Raw genomic sequence first — 16,737 nt, 5'->3', positions numbered from 1 at the left:
TGCTGTAATTAAAACACACTTTCATTTCATTCTCGGGGTCTGCAATTATGTCTGATAATACAACACCGGATAACACCGGGGCGGCAGCGAAAGGCGCACTTGATGCGTACTTTAAAATCTCCGCCCGCGGCAGCAGCGTCAAACGGGAGATTCTGGCGGGCGTCACCACCTTCCTCGCCATGGTCTATTCTGTCATCGTCGTCCCCTCTATGCTCGGTAAGGCCGGATTCCCGCCGGGCGCTATTTTTGTCGCCACCTGTCTCGTCGCCAGTATCGGTTCTCTGATGATGGGGCTGTGGGCAAACCTGCCGATGGCTATCGGCTGTGCGATTTCACTCACCGCCTTTACCGCATTCAGCCTGGTGCTCGGGCAGCAAATCAGTATTCCGGTTGCGCTCGGCGCCGTCTTCCTGATGGGGGTCATTTTTACCCTGATTTCCGTTACCGGGGTGCGAAACTGGATACTGAAAAACCTGCCGATGGGGATAGCCCACGGTACCGGGATTGGTATCGGCCTGTTTTTACTGCTGATCGCCGCCAACGGCGTCGGCCTTGTGATCAAAAATCCGCTGGAAGGTCTGCCGGTGGCAATGGGGGCGTTTACCTCCTTCCCGGTGGCGATGTCGCTGATCGGGCTGGCGGTGATTGTCAGCCTGGAAAAAATGCGCGTGCCGGGCGGGATACTGCTGGTGATTATCGGGATTTCGGTTATCGGCCTGATTGTTGATCCGAATGTCACGTATCAGGGGCTGATCGCCATGCCGTCACTGAGCGGTGAGGACGGAAAATCCCTGATATTCAGCATGGATATTATGGGCGCCCTGCAAACGGCCGTTCTGCCAAGCGTACTGGCGCTGGTGATGACAGCGGTGTTTGATGCCACCGGGACCATCCGCGCAGTGGCCGGGCAGGCAAATCTGCTGGATAAAGATAATCAGATTATCAACGGCGGCAAAGCCCTGACCGTGGACTCCGTCAGTTCCATTATCTCCGGTGCGGTAGGTGCCTCTCCGGCGGCGGTATATATCGAATCCGCTGCGGGGACAGCCGCAGGCGGCAAAACCGGGCTGACAGCCGTGACCGTCGGCGTGCTGTTCCTGCTGATCCTGTTCTTCTCGCCGCTCTCATACCTGATCCCCGGGTATGCAACTGCTCCGGCACTGATGTATGTCGGTTTGCTGATGCTGAGTAATGTGGCAAAACTGGATTTCGATGACTCCGTCGACGCGATGTCCGGACTGGTGTGTGCGGTCTTTATCGTTCTGACCTGTAATATCGTTACCGGTATTATGCTGGGCTACGTCACCCTGGTGATTGGTCGTCTGGTGGCAAAAGAGTGGCGCAAACTCAACACCGGCACCGTGATTATCGCCATCGTGTTAGTCGCATTCTATGCAGGCGGCTGGGCAATTTAATCCGTCTGACAGAACAAACTGAATATCCGTTAATTATTATCATCACAGGGAGCGCGAAAGCACTCCCTGTATTTGCCGGTAAAAAGGCTGAATCGCTCATTTTTATATATTGTCTGTTCTGTTTCCGGGAACAGATTCAAATCTGATAATAATCAATAGTTGATAAATACCAATCAAATAACGTCTCCGGCCAGTGAATTCGCGCTGAAAACCATCAGCAGATAATCAAAAACCGATGTATATAACGTAAATCGGAATCAGCACTTTTTGCACCTTGTGTTTTTTTTCCCCGGAGTTAAAACAGTGCTGTTATCAGCAATATTGTTATATCTGCTGTATGACAAAACCATTAAACGGAAAATAAAATAAGGATATATGATGAAAGAATTAAGTCTGGTTGAGATTGATATGGTTTCCGGCGCCGGTATTTACTCTGATGCGGGTGCATTAATCGGCCGCGGCGTGGGCAGCATCGTTGGTTACTACAGAAAAAATGAGCAGAGCGCAGGCCGTGGTGAGAAATTCGGCAAAACTATCGGTGGTATCGTTGACCAGTCTGTTTCCATAATCTCGTCATGGGCAGGCAAAATAAAACACGCTTAAGTGTCGCCTCACTTTCAGGCAAACGGGACACGCGTTGTGTCCCTTTTTTCATGCGCCGTTTTATATCTCTTATTCATACATCAGCCGCCCCTGAATATCCGCAATACTGACCGTGACAATGCATCCGGCATTAAAATGCAGAAAATCAGATTCGATCCCGTCAGAAAAAATAACACCATTTTCCGGCATCTGCGATTCAAGCTGTAATGTCACCGAATTATCAACCGCCCCGAAAATCAGCGATGTTCCGGATGTCCGTCCCGGGAACGGTTCCCGCACACTGTACTGCAACCGCTTTTCATCCCAGCCGATACCGGCACGCAGCGGATGTGAACTGCCGCCGGTTACCCCCAGCGCACCGGCCAGAACGGATTGCAGCCAGCCCGTGGAACCCAGCCCCGTCGAGATAATCACACCGGAGGAAGACTGGGCTTCCGACTGCCCGCCGTGACTGAGAATATAACGGGCCGATGTGTGACTTTTCGGCCCGATAAACAGGTCATTGACCGCCAGCATCTGCTGACCGTCATTGGTGACCGCCTGTGCAAAACTCAGAACTTTCGACGGCATATCCCGGTTCAGTGTCCGTTTCACCACCGACTCCAGCTGCGGCAGTTCAAAAGGCAGCAATATACCGTCCCAGCGCGCAGGGTCGGGATTAACCGCGATCACCGGCTGGCCGTTCAGGTATTTCAGGGTATTTGCCACCAGCCCGTCCCGGCCGATAATCACCACAATATCACGGTCAGAAAACTGATAGCCCGGCAGCAGCGTGCGATCCGGAACCTGCACCTGTCCCGCCTGAAGCAGGATCCGTTTCGCCTCTGTCAGCTGCGCCTGGTAGCGATCGTGTTCCGCCAGGTAATCACTGACAGAGATACCGTTATGCTCCAGATAAAACTTCGCCTGCGGCCAGGTATTGAAACGGGCGATCAGCTCCTGCAGCCGGGTTTTCTGTGTGACCAGGACAAACCGTACTTCCTCCCGGCGGCTCATGCTTTACTTCCTTTTTTCATCATCTGACTGAACATATCCGGCGCGATATTCAGCTCACCAATTTTTCCGGCATTCTGTGCCAGTGATTCAAAGGCCATCGCCATCAGCTGCTCCGGCGCCATCCGGCTCAGGGCAAGGGCTTTGAGATTTTCCACCGGCAGTTCGCGGTACGCTTTCATTTTGGTTTCAATCGCGTATGCATCCGCATCGGACTGAACGCGCTGGTTATCCGCACTGAGCGCAACCAGTGTCTGACGCTGCTGCTCCTCGCCAATCTCCGACGCCAGCCGTTCCTGCGACATTGCTGCCTGCTCGCGCAGCAGTGTGCGTTCATTTTCCAGCCGGGATTCCTCTATCTGCTGCTCTTTTTTCTGCACAGAGAGATCCGTCTCCAGCTCTGCCTCTTTGATCGTACGCTCCTGCTCAACCGAGGATTTGCGCCGTGCATAAATCGCATCATCCGCTTCTTTCAGCAGGGATTCCCTGGCTTCCGCTTCGAGTGCGCGGGCCGTTTCCGGTGTCGGGGTAATGGCGGTGACAGAGAAATCCAGGATAGTGACCCCCAGCGCCTCAACCGCTGCCTGCTGCGCCAGACGTGACTGTACCAGCGCCACCAGCGACTGACTGAGCAATAATGCACGGCGCAGCGGCGTGGATTGGATCTCCGCCTGGATAATGGTTTGTGCCGCACGGACAATCCGGTCATTCAGTTTCATCGGATCGTCAGTCGCGTAAGTTTTTCCGTCCCGGTTCAGCACAAAATTAAGCACCCCGGCCGTTTTTTCCGGTGCACTGACCTGAAAGGAGAGTTGTCCCTGAACGCGGAGGTTCTGAAAGTCCGCGGTCTGAAAATTAAAAATAAACGGGGTTTCCTGCGCCGTTAACGGCAATGCTGCGATCGATGTGGTCGCGCTGTTGTACCAGAAACTCAGCCCCTGCCCCTGACGTTTGACATTACCGTTCACAGAACGGATAACAAATGTGGACGGGTCAGCTTTAAAGAATTTTAAATTAAACATAGTATCACCTCATTAGTGTCGTTATGACAATAACAATATAGTGACTTATTGACACTATTAATGTCAAGCCGAATTAGTGTCTGAATGACATTTAATTTGCAATCCGGATTTCTCTCCTTACAATAGAATCACTTACCCCGGTTTCAGGATGTGACACAAATGGATGAACAAACTTATCTCGCCGGTTATCAGCGCCGTGATTTTTTGTCGCCTCTGGTGACTGTTGATGCTGTGCTTTTTACCTATCACAATGAAACGCTGCACGTGCTGCTGGCCGAACGCGCGGAACATCCGGAAAAAGGCAAATGGGGACTGCCCGGCGGATTTGTTGATGAGACACAGGACAAAACGCTGGAAGATACCGTACTGCGGAAGCTGCGGGAAAAAACCGGCGTAACGCCGCCGTACATTGAGCAGTTATGTACAGTCGGCAATGATCAGCGGGACAAACGCGGCTGGTCAGTTACGGTCTGCTATACCGCGCTGATTGCCATGCAGGCGTGTGAAAAACAGATTAATACGGTTAATTCCGTCAGATGGATACCGCTGGATGAAGCGGAAAATATGACGCTGGCGTTTGATCACCAGTTACTTATCCGTCAGGCCAGAGCGCGGCTGCGCCAGAAATCCCTCTATTCTGTCGTACCGGGATTTGCGCTGCCGGACACCTTTACCCTTCCGGAATTGCAGCATGTTCATGAAATTCTGATTGGTCAGCCGATCCAGAAAAAATCATTCCGCCGCCGTCTTGAACAGGCTGATTTGCTGATTGATACCGGTGAAAAACGGGCTGAACGCGGTCGTCCGGCGGCACTGTACCGTCTGAAGCCGGAATCAAAGGAGTACCGTTTTATCCGTAACCTGGAGACAGACGGGGAATAACACGCTGTTGTGTCCGGACTATTTTCTGACGGCTTCCGCGATCGTCAGCAGCACATCCGGGCTTTTCACATTGGGATAAACGCCGCTGAACGGGATGACAATGTAACGCCCGTTTTTAACGGCCTCCAGGTGAGACAGCGCCGGATGATTTGCCAGCCAGGCTTTTTTCTTTTCTGCCGGTGACCAGACAGCATCTGCGAGGATGATATAGTCCGGCTGTTTATCCAGCAGGGTTTCCGGGGAGACGTGAATACCGGCCATCGGCATGTTTATAAAGGTATTTTCGCCTCCCGCCAGCGTGATAATTTCGGTCATAAACCCTTTTTTCCCCTGTGACATCAGGGTGTCGCTCTGGCTGTCGAGGTAAAAGATAGTGGGTTTACGGGAGAGCGGCGGCAGGGCTTTTACCTGTGCCAGTGTGGTATCGATGCGGGCCACCGCAGCATCCGCCTCTTTTTCCCGCCCGAGGATTTTTCCCAGCCGGTACAAATCCGTTTTAATACTGTCAAATCCGCTGTATGCCTGACGTTCACAGGCAAATGCCATCAGATAGCTGCCGATCCCCGCACGTTGCAGATCGTTTTGTCCGCCCATTGAGGCCATAAAGGCAGAGGAAAACCCGGCAACGACAAAATCCGCCCCGGAGGCGATCAGTTTCTCCGTCGCGGGGTATTTGGCCGAAAAAACCGGAATGCCGTGGTAACGGCCGGAAGTTACCGCCTCCGCTGAATCATCAATATAACTGACACCCAGCATCTGCGGCCCGGCGTCCAGCGCCAGCAGCATATCGGCAGCATGCTGATTCATGGCAATGATATGCTGCGGCGGTGCAGACTGATCCCACTGCGGCTCACAACGGTTTCCCGCTGACGCCCCCGCTGACAGCAGCAGAAGCACCGCACTGAGCGCATAGCGGGCAATCCCCATCTTATTTGTGCTCCGCCAGCAATGACGGCACCACTCTTCCCTGTTCTATCTGTTCAGACACAAACAGATGGATTTCTTCCGGCGTGGTCAGGCGATACCATAAATTATCCGGATAGACCGTGACCAGCGGCCCCTGATTGCAGGGATACTGGCAGTGCGATCGGGTCAGCAATACGCCATTCTCATTTTCAAACAGGTTGCGTGCCGCCAGCTGATGGCGCAGTTGCGTCAGCAGCGATTTAGCCCCGCGGCAGACACAGCGCGGCCCCATACAGAAGAACAGGTGATAGCGGTACGGCGGCGTTTTTTCCCAGTTCGGATTCGATTCTGCTTTCGGCTCACGGCTGTTTGACTGTTTTTCCAGTTCCGTCATCACATCACCGGCCTGTTTGGCATCCGCTGCCGCATCCGCCCCGGTAAGTACACACAAACTCCGGAATACCCGTAACTGCGGGTAATGCTCCGCAATAGCCTGAACCAGTTCCGACGTCAGGGACATCAGTTTTTCACCGGATTGCGCCGGGTCGGTCAGCACCATCAGCAGGACACAACGGGTATCTTGTGTGACTGTTTCTCCCAGCTGATGTAATACCGCCCCGCTGTCTGCACAGCAGGCGGTATCACCGGGAAAGCCTCTCTCACTGAGCGACAGCCAGAAACCGGTCGGTAAGCACGCGTCATTCTGCAACGTATTCAGATACAGTGTGACATTCTTTCCCATAGCTCAGTGTCCTCAGAAACGGTAGGTGTAACGCAGTTCAGCGGTTAACGGACGACCGAGGTTATCCACTTTTTCCAGGCCGTTGCTGGTCAGCCCCGCCGGATAGTCGCGGTCAAAGAGGTTTTCCACCAGCAGCGTCAATTTATGCTGCTGCGCATGATCAACATACAGCCAGGCGCTGGCATCAAATACGGTGTAGTGGCCGTAGGTATCATTGCCGGATTTCAGTTCCCCCACATAACGGGCAGCCAGTTCCGCGCCCCACTGTTTCGCCGGGGCGTCATAACCGACACGGCCGCGGGTAAAAAACTCAGGGATGTCGTTGAGTGTCGCGCCATTTTTGGTATCCAGCCAGTTGCGGGTGATATCCCCGGAGACATACCAGGATTCATCAAAGTTCAGTTTTGTAGAGAGCACCACGCCTTTGGTGCGGATTTCACCGTCACCGTTCACCCATTTGTCATATTTACCGACTTTCACTGTGGTGATCAGATCATTGATTTCACGGGCATACGCTGTTGCGCCGAACTGCCAGGCTCCGCCGTTTTCCCACTGCGTCAGATAATCAAATCCGGCTTCGATATTTTTACTGGTTTCCGCTTTCAGATTGGCATCACCAATGGTTTGCTTGCTTTCATCATTCACAAACAACTGCTCTGCGTTCGGCAGTTTAAATGCCGTTCCCACCTGGCCGCGTAAACTGAGTTTTTCATTCACTTCATATTTAGTGCTCGCCATCCAGACCGTTGCATCCTGACCACCCTCAAAGCGCTCATAACGCACGCCAAGACTTGGTTTCAGTTCCGGTAACACCGGTACATCCGGACGTACCTGAAGATAAACAGCGTTCGCTTTTGCGGTATCTGTTTCGATCTTCATGACTTCATCTTTACCTTTGTACCACTGGTTATCTGTACCGAGGACAAACTCATTATCCCCGAACAGGTAAGATTTGACCTGCGCCTGAATACCGTAGTCACGGAATCCCCAGTAAGAATCGTCATTCTGGATATCCACAGAGCCGTCAGCCAGATAACGGCTGCGGTCATAACGGGTATTCCAGTCATTAAGATGCGCTCGGATTGAGTAACTGGTGTCCTGTGTCAGGAAGTGCTCGAAGGAAACCGTCGCCAGATGGTGATCTCGTTTATTCATCGCCTGCCGGTGATGGTTCGGGGACACCATATCCAGATCCGCCTGCGTATACTGGTAGAATCCCTGTAACTGCGCAGTATCCGCAATAGTTTGTGTGACCTGAACACCCACAGAGGTTACGTCATAGCCACGTTTTTTCTGACCAATCGTGCCGTTGTAATCACTGTCGCGGTACGGCTGATAACCGTCTGATTTACTGCGGGTCACCCACGCCATCAGACCGGTTTTACCGATATCGTTATCAAACGCTTTCTCGATATACCCTTCACCGTAACGGCCTTTATCCGTATCCGCGCCGACACTGAATTCACCGGACAGCACCTCTGAGGTCGGTTTTTTGGTAACAATATTAATTACACCGCTGATCGCCTGAGTACCAAAAGAGAGACTTTGTGCCCCCTGTAACACTTCGATGCGGTCAATCGCAATCAGCGGCAGGGTATCAAGATAGATCCCGCCGAACAGGCGGTTATTCAGACGGACGCCGTCAATCAGAATTAAGGTGTCATCCGGGCGGCCGCCCATAAAAGAATATTTTCCGTAACCGTAAGCCCCCTGTCCCAGAGAGACATATAACCCCGGCACATACTGCTGTAATACCTGGTTTAAATCGGATGACGGCCCTGAACGCTGGATTTCCTCACGGGTAATAACCTGTAATTTATTCCCGTAGTCGGCCAGCTCATTTACGGTGGTGGATTCAATCGTGGAGGATCGGACAATAATCGTGTCGTCATTATTTCCCTGTGTTCCGGCCTGTGCACAGAACGATAACAGCACCATGGCGGATAACGGTGCCAATACAAACTTAACTGATTTCATACCTTTCTCTTTTATTATTTTGTTGTGATACATGCCGTGAAGACAGAGTCACCCTGACTCAGAACCAGACAATATACTGAACGAATTCAATGGGTAAATATGAGAACAGTTCTTTTTCCCGCTTTGTGAATACGGACAGATTCAGCCCCTTTTTTCTTTAAATTCCTGTGGGTTGCTGTGTCTTTTTTGTTTCATTTGTTAATTATCATTAATGACAACTATCTCCTTAAATCCATCAATTGATATGTTATAACATAACAATAACGACATAAAAACAGATCCGGTAATAAAAAAACGCAACCCTCTGAATACGGAGGGTTGCGGTCTGAAAAAACGCGTAATTAATATTTTTCGAAGAGTGACTGAATTTTCTGCGGATCAGTGGTTTGTGTCAGCGCCAGTTGCAGTAACACCCTGGCTTTTTGCGGATTCAGCCTGCCGGAAGCCACAAAGCCGTATGCGTCATCATCCACTTCTGCGTTACGGGTGGTATAGCCCGTTGGCACCCGGCTGGCGCGGACAACCACCACACCGTCTTTGGCTGCCGCGGCTAACGCATCAAAAATACCTTTATACATATTACCGTTGCCCACACCGGCGCTGACAATCCCGGCATTTCCCTCTTCCCGCAGGGCTTTTACCGGCGCATCTGACGCATTGGCATAATTATAAACAATACCGACTTCCGGCAGTTCGCTGAGTTTACTGACATCAAACACCGCACCGGCCTGACGTGGTTGCGCGGCCTGATAATAGGTCACTTTGCCGTTATGAATAAATCCGGTATCACCGGCATTCACCGCTTCAAATGCCTGCACTTCCGTCGTGTTCATTTTGACCACATCACGCCCGCTGATCACCTTGTCATTCATCACCATCAGCACACCGCGATCCGCCGCCTGTTTATCTGTCGCCAGCACCACGGCATTATAGAGATTCAGCGGGCCATCCGCGCCGAGCGCGGTGGACGGACGCATTGCCCCCACCAGCACAACCGGTTTGCGGCACGATACCGTCAGATCAAGAAAGTACGCAGTTTCCTCCAGCGTATCAGTGCCGTGTGTGATCACGAATCCGTCGGTTTTATCACAGGTCCGGTTAATTTCCTTTGCCAGCGTCAGCCACACCTTGTCATTCATATCCTGTGAGCCGATATTCACAATCTGCTCACCACTGATATCGGCCAGTGCTTTGACTTCCGGTACGGCATCAATCAGCGCATCGATTCCCACTTTTCCGGCCTGATAGCCGGACGAAACAGATGATTCCCCGCCGCCGGCAATCGTGCCGCCGGTGGCCAGAACTGTCACGGAAGGAAGTGCAAAAGCCGGGGTCATAAAGAGAGATATCAACGCGGACAGCAGAATTTTGTTGCGGTTTTTCATACCTGAATGCTCCATTGCTCAGTAGAATTATAAATATCCAATTAATAAATATAGAACTAATTGGATATTTAAATTCTTCTTATTGAGAATATTCACAGCAAGATGCTGAAAATGAGATCGGTGACAGGATTTTACAATGATAACTCAGGTGCAGCCTCCCTGACCTGCCGGAAAACTCAGCACGATGCAGGTCAGAAAGCGGAAAGCGGGACAAAACTACATCAGACGGCGGCTCAGCGTCTCCGATGGTTTTTCATTAAACAGGCGCTGGTAATCGGTAGCGAACTGCCCGAGATGCCAGAATCCCCACTGCATTGCCGCGTCTTTGACGGTAGTCTGTTTTGAGTACGGGCTGACCAGTTCACGGCGCACAGCATTGAGGCGGATCGTTTTCAGATACGCATTCGGACCGATACCGAGTACCTGCTGGAAAGCGTTTTGCAGCGTGCGGCGGCTGACATACAGCTCGTTACACAGCTCGAGAACAGTCACCGGTTCGGTGGCATTCTCAAACAGATATTCGCGGGCCTTGGACACCAGTTTCAGGTAGTTCACACGGTTGGTGTAGTGCTCATCCGCCACGGTGCTGGCATCTTCCAGTAACCCGAGAAATGCGGTCAGCAGGTTGTGGCTCAGGACACGGCTGACGGTGCGGTTGCGCTCCTGCTCAATTTTGGAGTGCCAGAGAGCATGGCGGATATACTGCCAGATCGCCTCTTTTTTGAAGGGGTTCACGCCCACAGCCGGATTTTCGCTGAGCAGATTCATCAGCCGCTCCGGGTTTTGCAGCACGACAGAGTGTTTTTTCAGGATATCGTGAGAGATCACCAGCCCCTGGATGTGATAGTCATCCGGCGTGCTCAGCTCAAACTCTTTCCCGCCCGGACGCACCGCGATTTTCTGGCGGCACAGCATCTGATTGCCGATATAACCGGTATTCTGCTGCTCCCCGGGAATACCGAACCAGAACGCATTCGGCCAGACCATACAGGACTGGCGCAGGGACAGATTGGTGTATTCGTGGAACACCTGAAGCCCGTCAAACAGGGTTTCGGTCAGTTCACCTTCAAACCGTCCCGGCGTCAGCTGATCATAAAGCTGCTGCCAGGCCGTAATAGCACAGGCCTGATCATAGGCATCATGGGTATAACGTTGTGTAAAATTCTGCTCGATCACGATAGGTCTGAGATCGCGGTCATGCGGCACTTCATCATTAAGGTGATGTAAATCTGGTGTGATTTTTTTCATCATTATTTTTTCCCCAAAATGAACGGCCGCCATAAATGTTAACCAGCGACCAATTGCTGCCAGAAATCGGGATGAGGATTCGGTACGACCATGCTGTAAACCAGCGCACCTTTATCTGCGGCGACTTGTGATGCGGCTTTTTTGGCAGTTTCGACGTCTGCGACATCGCCGCTCATCACAAAGTAACATTTACCCCCGATACCATACGCCATATGAAGTCGTATTAACGTGACGCCGGCGGCTTTAACAGCAAAATCCGCCGCCTCAATACAGGTCGCGACACTAAAGGTTTCCACGACCCCGACGGCTTCGCGGGCATTCACATCCGTCACGCCGCCGATAGCGGGCAGTACGTCCGGGTGGATATTACTGAGCAGAAACTCATCCACCACCTGTGCGCCGCCTTTTTCAACACCACACTGCATTGCCTGCTGTGCGGCAGCAACATCACCGCCGACCATCACCACATATTTGCCGGGACACACGGTTTTGCCCATCAGCAACGTGACTTCCGCACTTTTGAGCATAAAATCGGTGACTTCCATCCCTTTGGCGATGCTGGACAGTTCCACCATCGCAATTGCACTGTGCATAGTTATTCCTTCTCTATCGTGACAGCCGTGCTGTCAATATGACGAACCACACCACTGATACTGGCGTGAACCGGCGCACCCAGTGCTTTTTCCGGGATAGCGGCGATCAGCATGCCTGCCGTGACTTTATCCCCCTCACTGACAACCGGCACCGCCGGGGCACCGATATGCTGGCGCAGCGGAATAATCACCTGTTGCGGCGCATAGATCTCATCGGCCATCGGCGCTTTGTGCATGAATTCTGTCAGTTCCAGACGACGGACCAGGCGTTTGACCGGCAGCATGCGGTGCTGAGCCATCGGATCTTCCGGGCGCAGTTCACCTTCGTAGCGGATACCTTCTTCGCGCAGCTTCACTTTCAGCATCTGATTGAGGCGCATCGGCGAGATTTCCACCGGGCAGGACCAGGCTTCGCAAATCGCACATTCTGAACAGGTCAGTGCCGCAACGACAGCTGACGGCGCGGAAATTTGTTCATAACCAACCGCGCGGACAATCAGATGCGGCGGCAGTTCGTGGCCGATCATATGACGCGGGCAGAGCTCGGTACACATTCCGCACTGTTCACATACGGTGCGCGCCTGGTTGATCACCGTGCGCTCCGAACGGGTCCGGCGCTGAATTAAAATATGGTCATCCGGCAGGACTAATAAGCCGCCGGTGGTTTTGGTCACAGCATCATCAAGGGATGTCTGTAATTTGCCCATCATCGGCCCGCCGTTGATATACGCCGGGTTGCTGATGGTGGCTCCGCCAGCCAGTGCCAGTACTTCACGCAGTGTGGTACCGACCGGGACGGAAACGGTAACAGGATGATGAACCGCACCGTTCACTGTTAAGACGCGGTGTGTCACGGCCTGCTCCTGTTCAACGGCATACGCCACATTGATCAGGGTCTGCACATTGCTGACCACCACACCGACAGACAGCGGCAGTGCCGCAGGCGGCACACGGCGGCCGGTCGCCAGCCAGATAGTGATCACTTCATCACCGGCCGGATAAACATCCGGCAGGATATGCAGACGGACAGAATCCGGCACGCGGGCATTCAGGATATCAATGGCAGCCTGATGCTTGCCTTTGATGGCAATAATGCCCTCTTTCGCCCCGGTGGCACGCATCGCATAGAGCAAACCGCGGATCATCGCATCCGCCTCACAAACGGCCAGCTGCTGATCCACCTGCAAAAGCGGCTCACATTCAGCCGCATTGACGAGATAAATTTCAGCCTCAGCCGCCAGCTTGACGTGGGTCGGGAAACCCGCCCCGCCTGCGCCGACAACCCCTGCATCCTGCACACGCTGACGAATGATTTCGGGCCCGCACTCATGCAGACCCGGCATCAGATTACTCATCGCGGTTTCCCTCCTGTTTTACCCGGTAGCGGCTGCCGCGTTTGCGCAGTTTGCCCTGCTTAAACAGGTTCTCCAGCACATCACGGCTGTCCTCTATCAGGCAGCTGAAATGCATGGCCGCTTCTCCGGCGGTCACGCCGTGGCGGTGTTTGGCTTCAGCGGCAAACGTCATCATGGCATCCGCATCCGGGGCGGCAGCAGACACTGCCGCCGCGGCCGGAGCCGGAGCCGGTTCAGACGCCGGTACCGGTGCCGGAGACTGCGGTTTTACCTTAACCGGCACACCGCTGAAACCGGTGACCAGCCATTCGGTATCACCATCCGGACGACCGATGACCTTATGGCCAATCACTTTACCGGTGCGGGTTGCCGCAGCAATCCCCGCATCCACCGCCGCACGGCACGCCGCCAGATCGCCCTCAACAACAAGCGTCACCATCCCCGGGATCACCATTTCATAGTTAAGGATGCGGACATTGGCCGACTTCAGCATCGCATCCGCCGCATCAATGCCGGACACCAGGCCGTATACTTCCAGTAATCCCAGTGAATCGATCATGGCCTATCTCCTGTGTTAATGACTGAACTGACTATACCCTTATTCATTCAGACCGCAGGTTCGTTGGCTGCGTCCTGAATGACGTCGGGTATCCCCGGACTCAGGCGCGCTGAATCGGGTTGCGCGCGATATCCAGAACGGCTTCACTGAATGCATCACAGGCGGCTTTACATGCTGCCTGGCTGCCGGTCAGGAAGGCGGCTGAGTAGTTGGTTTCTGACGGAGGCGGCACATAGGTTGCCAGCTGCACGTCAGCCGCTTTCAGTGCGGCATCGATCCCGAAGGTCGCTTCCAGCGGCGGTGCCACCAGATAGGCAATCGGATCACCGTGTCTGATTTTGTCGCCGTCAGACAGGTAAGAACCGGTACGGGAGATCAGATGCGCCAGGAATGCCGTATCTTCTTTGTCATTCGCCCACTGAAAAGCAGGGCCTGACTCAATCGTTGCCATCATGGAATCCAGACCCGCACGCACTTCTGCCGGGTTAGGACCACCGAGGATAATCATCACTTCACCGGCGGTCGGTGACGGTGAGTTTGACGCCCCTGCATACAGGGAACGTCCGTAAACCACTTCCACCAGGGCTTGTTTGGTCGCTTCGTCAGCGGCGATATACGCAACATCATCAGAGTCAACAGTAATAAGGCCCAGGCTGCGGATGTGTTTCGGTAATTTCAGTTCACGGCAGAAATCTTCGTGCGCATTGGCGATAAGACGCATCGCTGTCACGTTCGGCCGGATAAGATCTAATGCAGGCATATTCAGTTCCCCGTTAACGGTTCATGTTGATACCGGATGCTTTCTGCTCCAGCATGCGTTTGGCTAAATCGACGATAACTGCGGCAGCTTCCACCGGTGGTGTACCCGCGCGGTGAATGTTCGAGATACAGGTACGGTCTGCTTCCACCGTGCCCGCCACTGTCGGTGAGTACACCGCGTAGCAGGAGAGGCTTTCAGACTGACCCAGCCCCGGACGTTCGCCCACCAGCAGGATAACCACTTTCGCGCCGAGCACTTCACCGGCCTGGTCTTCAATTTTCACGCGGCCGTAACGGACAAAGAACGGCGTGCCCACTTTCAGACCGGACTGCTCCAGACCTTTCATCAGCGGCGGCAGAATTTCGTCGTAGTTTGCAGTAATCGCATCGGTGGACAGACCATCAGAGATAATGACCTGCACATCCGGCGCCTGCACACACTTGGTTTTCAGCAGTTCGATGGATTCTTTGTTCAGAATACGGCCCATATCCGGACGGGTCAGATACTGGTTTTTGTCTGTGATTTCAGACTGTAATTCCAGCAGGTTCTGTTTTTTCACCCATTCCGCCGGGACTTCTTTCAGAACGGTATCTTTGGAGCGCGAGTGGTCAGCCAGGAAGCGCAGCAGGCTCTGGGTACGCGGACGCACACCGGCACGGCCGGAGCAGACACGGGAACCGGTGCTGTTACGCAGTTCCTGTAACACTTCCGCACGGTGCGGATTCTGCACGCCGATCCACTGTTTTGCTTCCGGTGAACCGAGATCCCACTCAACGGATTCAGCAGACGTACTACCCTGATTCAGCACAGCCTGCGTTGCCGCGGCAACCGCCTGTACGTTTTCGCCCGTGTGTCCCATCTGAGCCATCACGCTGCGTACGATGTCATTAATTTGTTTTTGATCCATGGTGATTTACCCCGAAAATCAGAAGAACAGTGACGGATCGCCGGCACGATTGGTAAGACGCCCGTTTTCCATCAGACCCATTTTTTCCAGCCAGGCTTCGAATTCCGGCGCAGGGCGCAGGCCGAGTAACTGACGGACAGTGGCGATGTCATGGAACGCAGTGGTCTGGTAGTTGAGCATGATGTCATCACCCAGCGGCATACCGATGATGAAGTTACAGCCCGCAGAGGCCAGCAGGATCATCAGGTTTTCGTTGAGGTTCTGATCCGCATCCGCATGGTTGGTGTAACAGCAGTCACAACCCATGGAGATTCCGCTCAGTTTGCCCATAAAGTGATCTTCAAGACCGGCACGGATGATCTGGCGGTCGTTATAGAGATATTCCGGTCCGATAAAGCCGACAACGGTGTTCACCATGAACGGATCATAGTGACGCGCCAGACCGTAGTTACGGGCTTCCATGGTCACCTGGTCAGCGCCGTAGTGAGCGCCCGCTGACAGTGCGGAGCCTTGTCCTGTTTCAAAGTACAGGCAGTTAGGACCGGCGATACGGTTATACTGCGCACCGACGTGACGGGCTTCATCCAGCATTTCCAGCTCAACACCGAACTCACGCAGACCTTTTTCACTGCCGCAGATGCTCTGGAAAATCAGGCCGCCCGGCGCACCGCGTTTGATAGCTTCCATCTGTGTGGTGACGTGTGCCAGCACACACCCCTGAGTCGGGATATCATATTTATCAATGATGCCGTAGATAGCATCCAGCACGCGGCTGAGGTTATCCACATCGTCTGTTACCGGGTTAACACCGATAACCGCATCACCGCAGCCGTAAGAGAGGCCTTCATAAATCTGTGCCACGATACTCTGCACTTCATCACGGGTATCGTTCGGCTGTAAGCGGCCGCTGAAGTGGCCCGGCAGACCCATGGTGTTATTCGCACGTTTCACGACAGGAATTTTCTTCGCGCCGTAAATCAGGTCTGCGTTGGAGCAGATTTTTGCCACACCGGCGATGACTTCTGAGGTCAGGCCTTTGCGCAGCAGATTGATGTTATCAAGAGAGGTGGTGTCGCTCAGGACATGCTCACGCAGCTCACCGATAGTCCAGTTTTTGACCCGGTTGTATTCGGTTTCGTTGATATCATCCTGGATCAGACGGGTTACGCAGTCTTCTTCATACGGAACGACAGGGTTGTTGCGGACATCCGCAATTGTCAGTTCGGACAGCACTTGTTTTGCTGCCACACGTTCCTGGGCGTTACTTGCCGCGACACCCGCCAGGATGTCCCCGGAACGGAGTTCGTTAGCTTTCGCGAGAACGTCTTTCACGTCCCGGAACTGGTAGGTCTGACCAAACAGCGTGGTTTTTAATTTCATATTACGTTCC

The 16,737-nt window shown here is 53.3% G+C and carries 16 protein-coding genes; 3 read left to right on the top strand and 13 right to left on the bottom strand.

What is annotated here, in order from left to right:
- Nucleotides 1–47: 47 nt before the first annotated feature.
- Nucleotides 48–1,415: an NCS2 family permease gene (locus AAZR23_RS12750; protein ID WP_107679465.1), complete on the top strand. Its 1,368-nt coding sequence runs from the start codon at nt 48–50 to the stop codon at nt 1,413–1,415.
- Between the two features lie 375 nt (nt 1,416–1,790).
- Nucleotides 1,791–2,018: a hypothetical protein gene (locus tag AAZR23_RS12745; protein WP_141651494.1), complete on the top strand. Its 228-nt coding sequence runs from the start codon at nt 1,791–1,793 to the stop codon at nt 2,016–2,018.
- Between the two features lie 69 nt (nt 2,019–2,087).
- On the opposite strand, the gene AAZR23_RS12740 is transcribed toward AAZR23_RS12745, so the two are convergent.
- Both AAZR23_RS12740 and AAZR23_RS12735 read right to left on the bottom strand, forming a co-directional pair.
- Complete coding sequence (locus AAZR23_RS12740; protein WP_434692984.1) at nt 2,088–3,014, bottom strand: sugar kinase; 927 nt, start codon at nt 3,012–3,014, stop codon at nt 2,088–2,090.
- Nucleotides 3,011–4,033: an SPFH domain-containing protein gene (locus tag AAZR23_RS12735; RefSeq protein ID WP_052927093.1), complete on the bottom strand. Its 1,023-nt coding sequence runs from the start codon at nt 4,031–4,033 to the stop codon at nt 3,011–3,013. The genes AAZR23_RS12740 and AAZR23_RS12735 overlap by 4 nt, the downstream gene beginning before the upstream one ends.
- A gap of 159 nt (nt 4,034–4,192) precedes the next feature.
- Between AAZR23_RS12735 and AAZR23_RS12730 the strand changes: the two genes are divergently transcribed.
- A complete protein-coding gene (locus tag AAZR23_RS12730; protein WP_046892039.1) occupies nt 4,193–4,915 on the top strand; it encodes an NUDIX hydrolase in 723 nt (240 codons plus the stop codon).
- A gap of 18 nt (nt 4,916–4,933) precedes the next feature.
- On the opposite strand, the gene AAZR23_RS12725 is transcribed toward AAZR23_RS12730, so the two are convergent.
- The 11 genes from AAZR23_RS12725 to AAZR23_RS12675 all read right to left on the bottom strand — a co-directional run bounded on the left by AAZR23_RS12725 (nt 4,934) and on the right by AAZR23_RS12675 (nt 16,727).
- On the bottom strand, nt 4,934–5,842 hold the full coding sequence (locus tag AAZR23_RS12725) for an ABC transporter substrate-binding protein (RefSeq protein ID WP_434692980.1): 909 nt from the start codon (nt 5,840–5,842) through the stop codon (nt 4,934–4,936).
- Between the two features lies 1 nt (nt 5,843).
- A complete protein-coding gene (locus tag AAZR23_RS12720; protein WP_434692977.1) occupies nt 5,844–6,563 on the bottom strand; it encodes a (2Fe-2S) ferredoxin domain-containing protein in 720 nt (239 codons plus the stop codon).
- A 12-nt stretch (nt 6,564–6,575) separates the two neighbouring features.
- On the bottom strand, nt 6,576–8,540 hold the full coding sequence (locus AAZR23_RS12715; protein ID WP_434692974.1) for a TonB-dependent receptor plug domain-containing protein: 1,965 nt from the start codon (nt 8,538–8,540) through the stop codon (nt 6,576–6,578).
- A gap of 341 nt (nt 8,541–8,881) precedes the next feature.
- A complete protein-coding gene (gene ansB, locus AAZR23_RS12710; protein ID WP_434692972.1) occupies nt 8,882–9,925 on the bottom strand; it encodes an L-asparaginase 2 in 1,044 nt (347 codons plus the stop codon).
- A gap of 216 nt (nt 9,926–10,141) precedes the next feature.
- Nucleotides 10,142–11,176, bottom strand: a complete 1,035-nt coding sequence (gene eutR / locus AAZR23_RS12705; protein WP_230059469.1) for an HTH-type transcriptional regulator EutR — start codon at nt 11,174–11,176, stop codon at nt 10,142–10,144.
- A 35-nt stretch (nt 11,177–11,211) separates the two neighbouring features.
- Nucleotides 11,212–11,766, bottom strand: coding sequence for a BMC domain-containing protein (locus AAZR23_RS12700; RefSeq protein WP_046892034.1), 555 nt, complete (start codon nt 11,764–11,766; stop codon nt 11,212–11,214).
- A gap of 2 nt (nt 11,767–11,768) precedes the next feature.
- Nucleotides 11,769–13,121 carry a 4Fe-4S dicluster domain-containing protein gene (locus AAZR23_RS12695; protein ID WP_046892033.1) on the bottom strand — a complete coding sequence of 451 codons (1,353 nt, stop codon included), beginning with the start codon at nt 13,119–13,121 and terminating at the stop codon, nt 11,769–11,771.
- Complete coding sequence (locus AAZR23_RS12690; RefSeq protein WP_182107486.1) at nt 13,114–13,680, bottom strand: BMC domain-containing protein; 567 nt, start codon at nt 13,678–13,680, stop codon at nt 13,114–13,116. Before AAZR23_RS12690 ends, AAZR23_RS12695 begins: the two co-directional genes overlap by 8 nt.
- Nucleotides 13,681–13,780: 100 nt before the next feature.
- Nucleotides 13,781–14,440, bottom strand: a complete 660-nt coding sequence (eutL, locus tag AAZR23_RS12685) for an ethanolamine utilization microcompartment protein EutL (RefSeq protein WP_107679471.1) — start codon at nt 14,438–14,440, stop codon at nt 13,781–13,783.
- A gap of 13 nt (nt 14,441–14,453) precedes the next feature.
- Nucleotides 14,454–15,347, bottom strand: coding sequence for an ethanolamine ammonia-lyase subunit EutC (gene eutC, locus AAZR23_RS12680; protein ID WP_046892030.1), 894 nt, complete (start codon nt 15,345–15,347; stop codon nt 14,454–14,456).
- Nucleotides 15,348–15,365: 18 nt separating this feature from the next.
- Nucleotides 15,366–16,727 (bottom strand): ethanolamine ammonia-lyase subunit EutB, encoded by a 1,362-nt coding sequence (locus tag AAZR23_RS12675; RefSeq protein WP_107679472.1) that lies wholly within the window; start codon nt 16,725–16,727, stop codon nt 15,366–15,368.
- Nucleotides 16,728–16,737: the final 10 nt, after the last annotated feature.

Origin of the sequence: Morganella sp. Je.2.23, assembly GCF_051129855.1 — a bacterium.
Taxonomy (GTDB): Bacteria; Pseudomonadota; Gammaproteobacteria; order Enterobacterales; family Enterobacteriaceae; genus Morganella; species Morganella sibonii.
The sequence above is the reverse complement of the archived record's forward strand: the minus strand, read 5'-3'. Positions and strand labels throughout refer to the sequence as shown.

Coding starts and splice junctions, on each gene's coding strand:
- AAZR23_RS12735 (WP_052927093.1), bottom strand. CDS start 4,033: ATGTTTAATTTAAAATTCTTTAAAGCTGACCCGTCCACATTTGTTATC.
- AAZR23_RS12695 (WP_046892033.1), bottom strand. CDS start 13,121: ATGAGTAATCTGATGCCGGGTCTGCATGAGTGCGGGCCCGAAATCATT.
- AAZR23_RS12750 (WP_107679465.1), top strand. CDS start 48: ATGTCTGATAATACAACACCGGATAACACCGGGGCGGCAGCGAAAGGC.
- AAZR23_RS12745 (WP_141651494.1), top strand. CDS start 1,791: ATGATGAAAGAATTAAGTCTGGTTGAGATTGATATGGTTTCCGGCGCC.
- eutL (WP_107679471.1), bottom strand. CDS start 14,440: ATGCCTGCATTAGATCTTATCCGGCCGAACGTGACAGCGATGCGTCTT.
- AAZR23_RS12675 (WP_107679472.1), bottom strand. CDS start 16,727: ATGAAATTAAAAACCACGCTGTTTGGTCAGACCTACCAGTTCCGGGAC.
- ansB (WP_434692972.1), bottom strand. CDS start 9,925: ATGAAAAACCGCAACAAAATTCTGCTGTCCGCGTTGATATCTCTCTTT.
- eutR (WP_230059469.1), bottom strand. CDS start 11,176: ATGATGAAAAAAATCACACCAGATTTACATCACCTTAATGATGAAGTG.
- AAZR23_RS12720 (WP_434692977.1), bottom strand. CDS start 6,563: ATGGGAAAGAATGTCACACTGTATCTGAATACGTTGCAGAATGACGCG.
- AAZR23_RS12690 (WP_182107486.1), bottom strand. CDS start 13,680: ATGATCGATTCACTGGGATTACTGGAAGTATACGGCCTGGTGTCCGGC.
- AAZR23_RS12725 (WP_434692980.1), bottom strand. CDS start 5,842: ATGGGGATTGCCCGCTATGCGCTCAGTGCGGTGCTTCTGCTGCTGTCA.
- AAZR23_RS12740 (WP_434692984.1), bottom strand. CDS start 3,014: ATGAGCCGCCGGGAGGAAGTACGGTTTGTCCTGGTCACACAGAAAACC.
- AAZR23_RS12700 (WP_046892034.1), bottom strand. CDS start 11,766: ATGCACAGTGCAATTGCGATGGTGGAACTGTCCAGCATCGCCAAAGGG.
- AAZR23_RS12730 (WP_046892039.1), top strand. CDS start 4,193: ATGGATGAACAAACTTATCTCGCCGGTTATCAGCGCCGTGATTTTTTG.
- eutC (WP_046892030.1), bottom strand. CDS start 15,347: ATGGATCAAAAACAAATTAATGACATCGTACGCAGCGTGATGGCTCAG.
- AAZR23_RS12715 (WP_434692974.1), bottom strand. CDS start 8,540: ATGAAATCAGTTAAGTTTGTATTGGCACCGTTATCCGCCATGGTGCTG.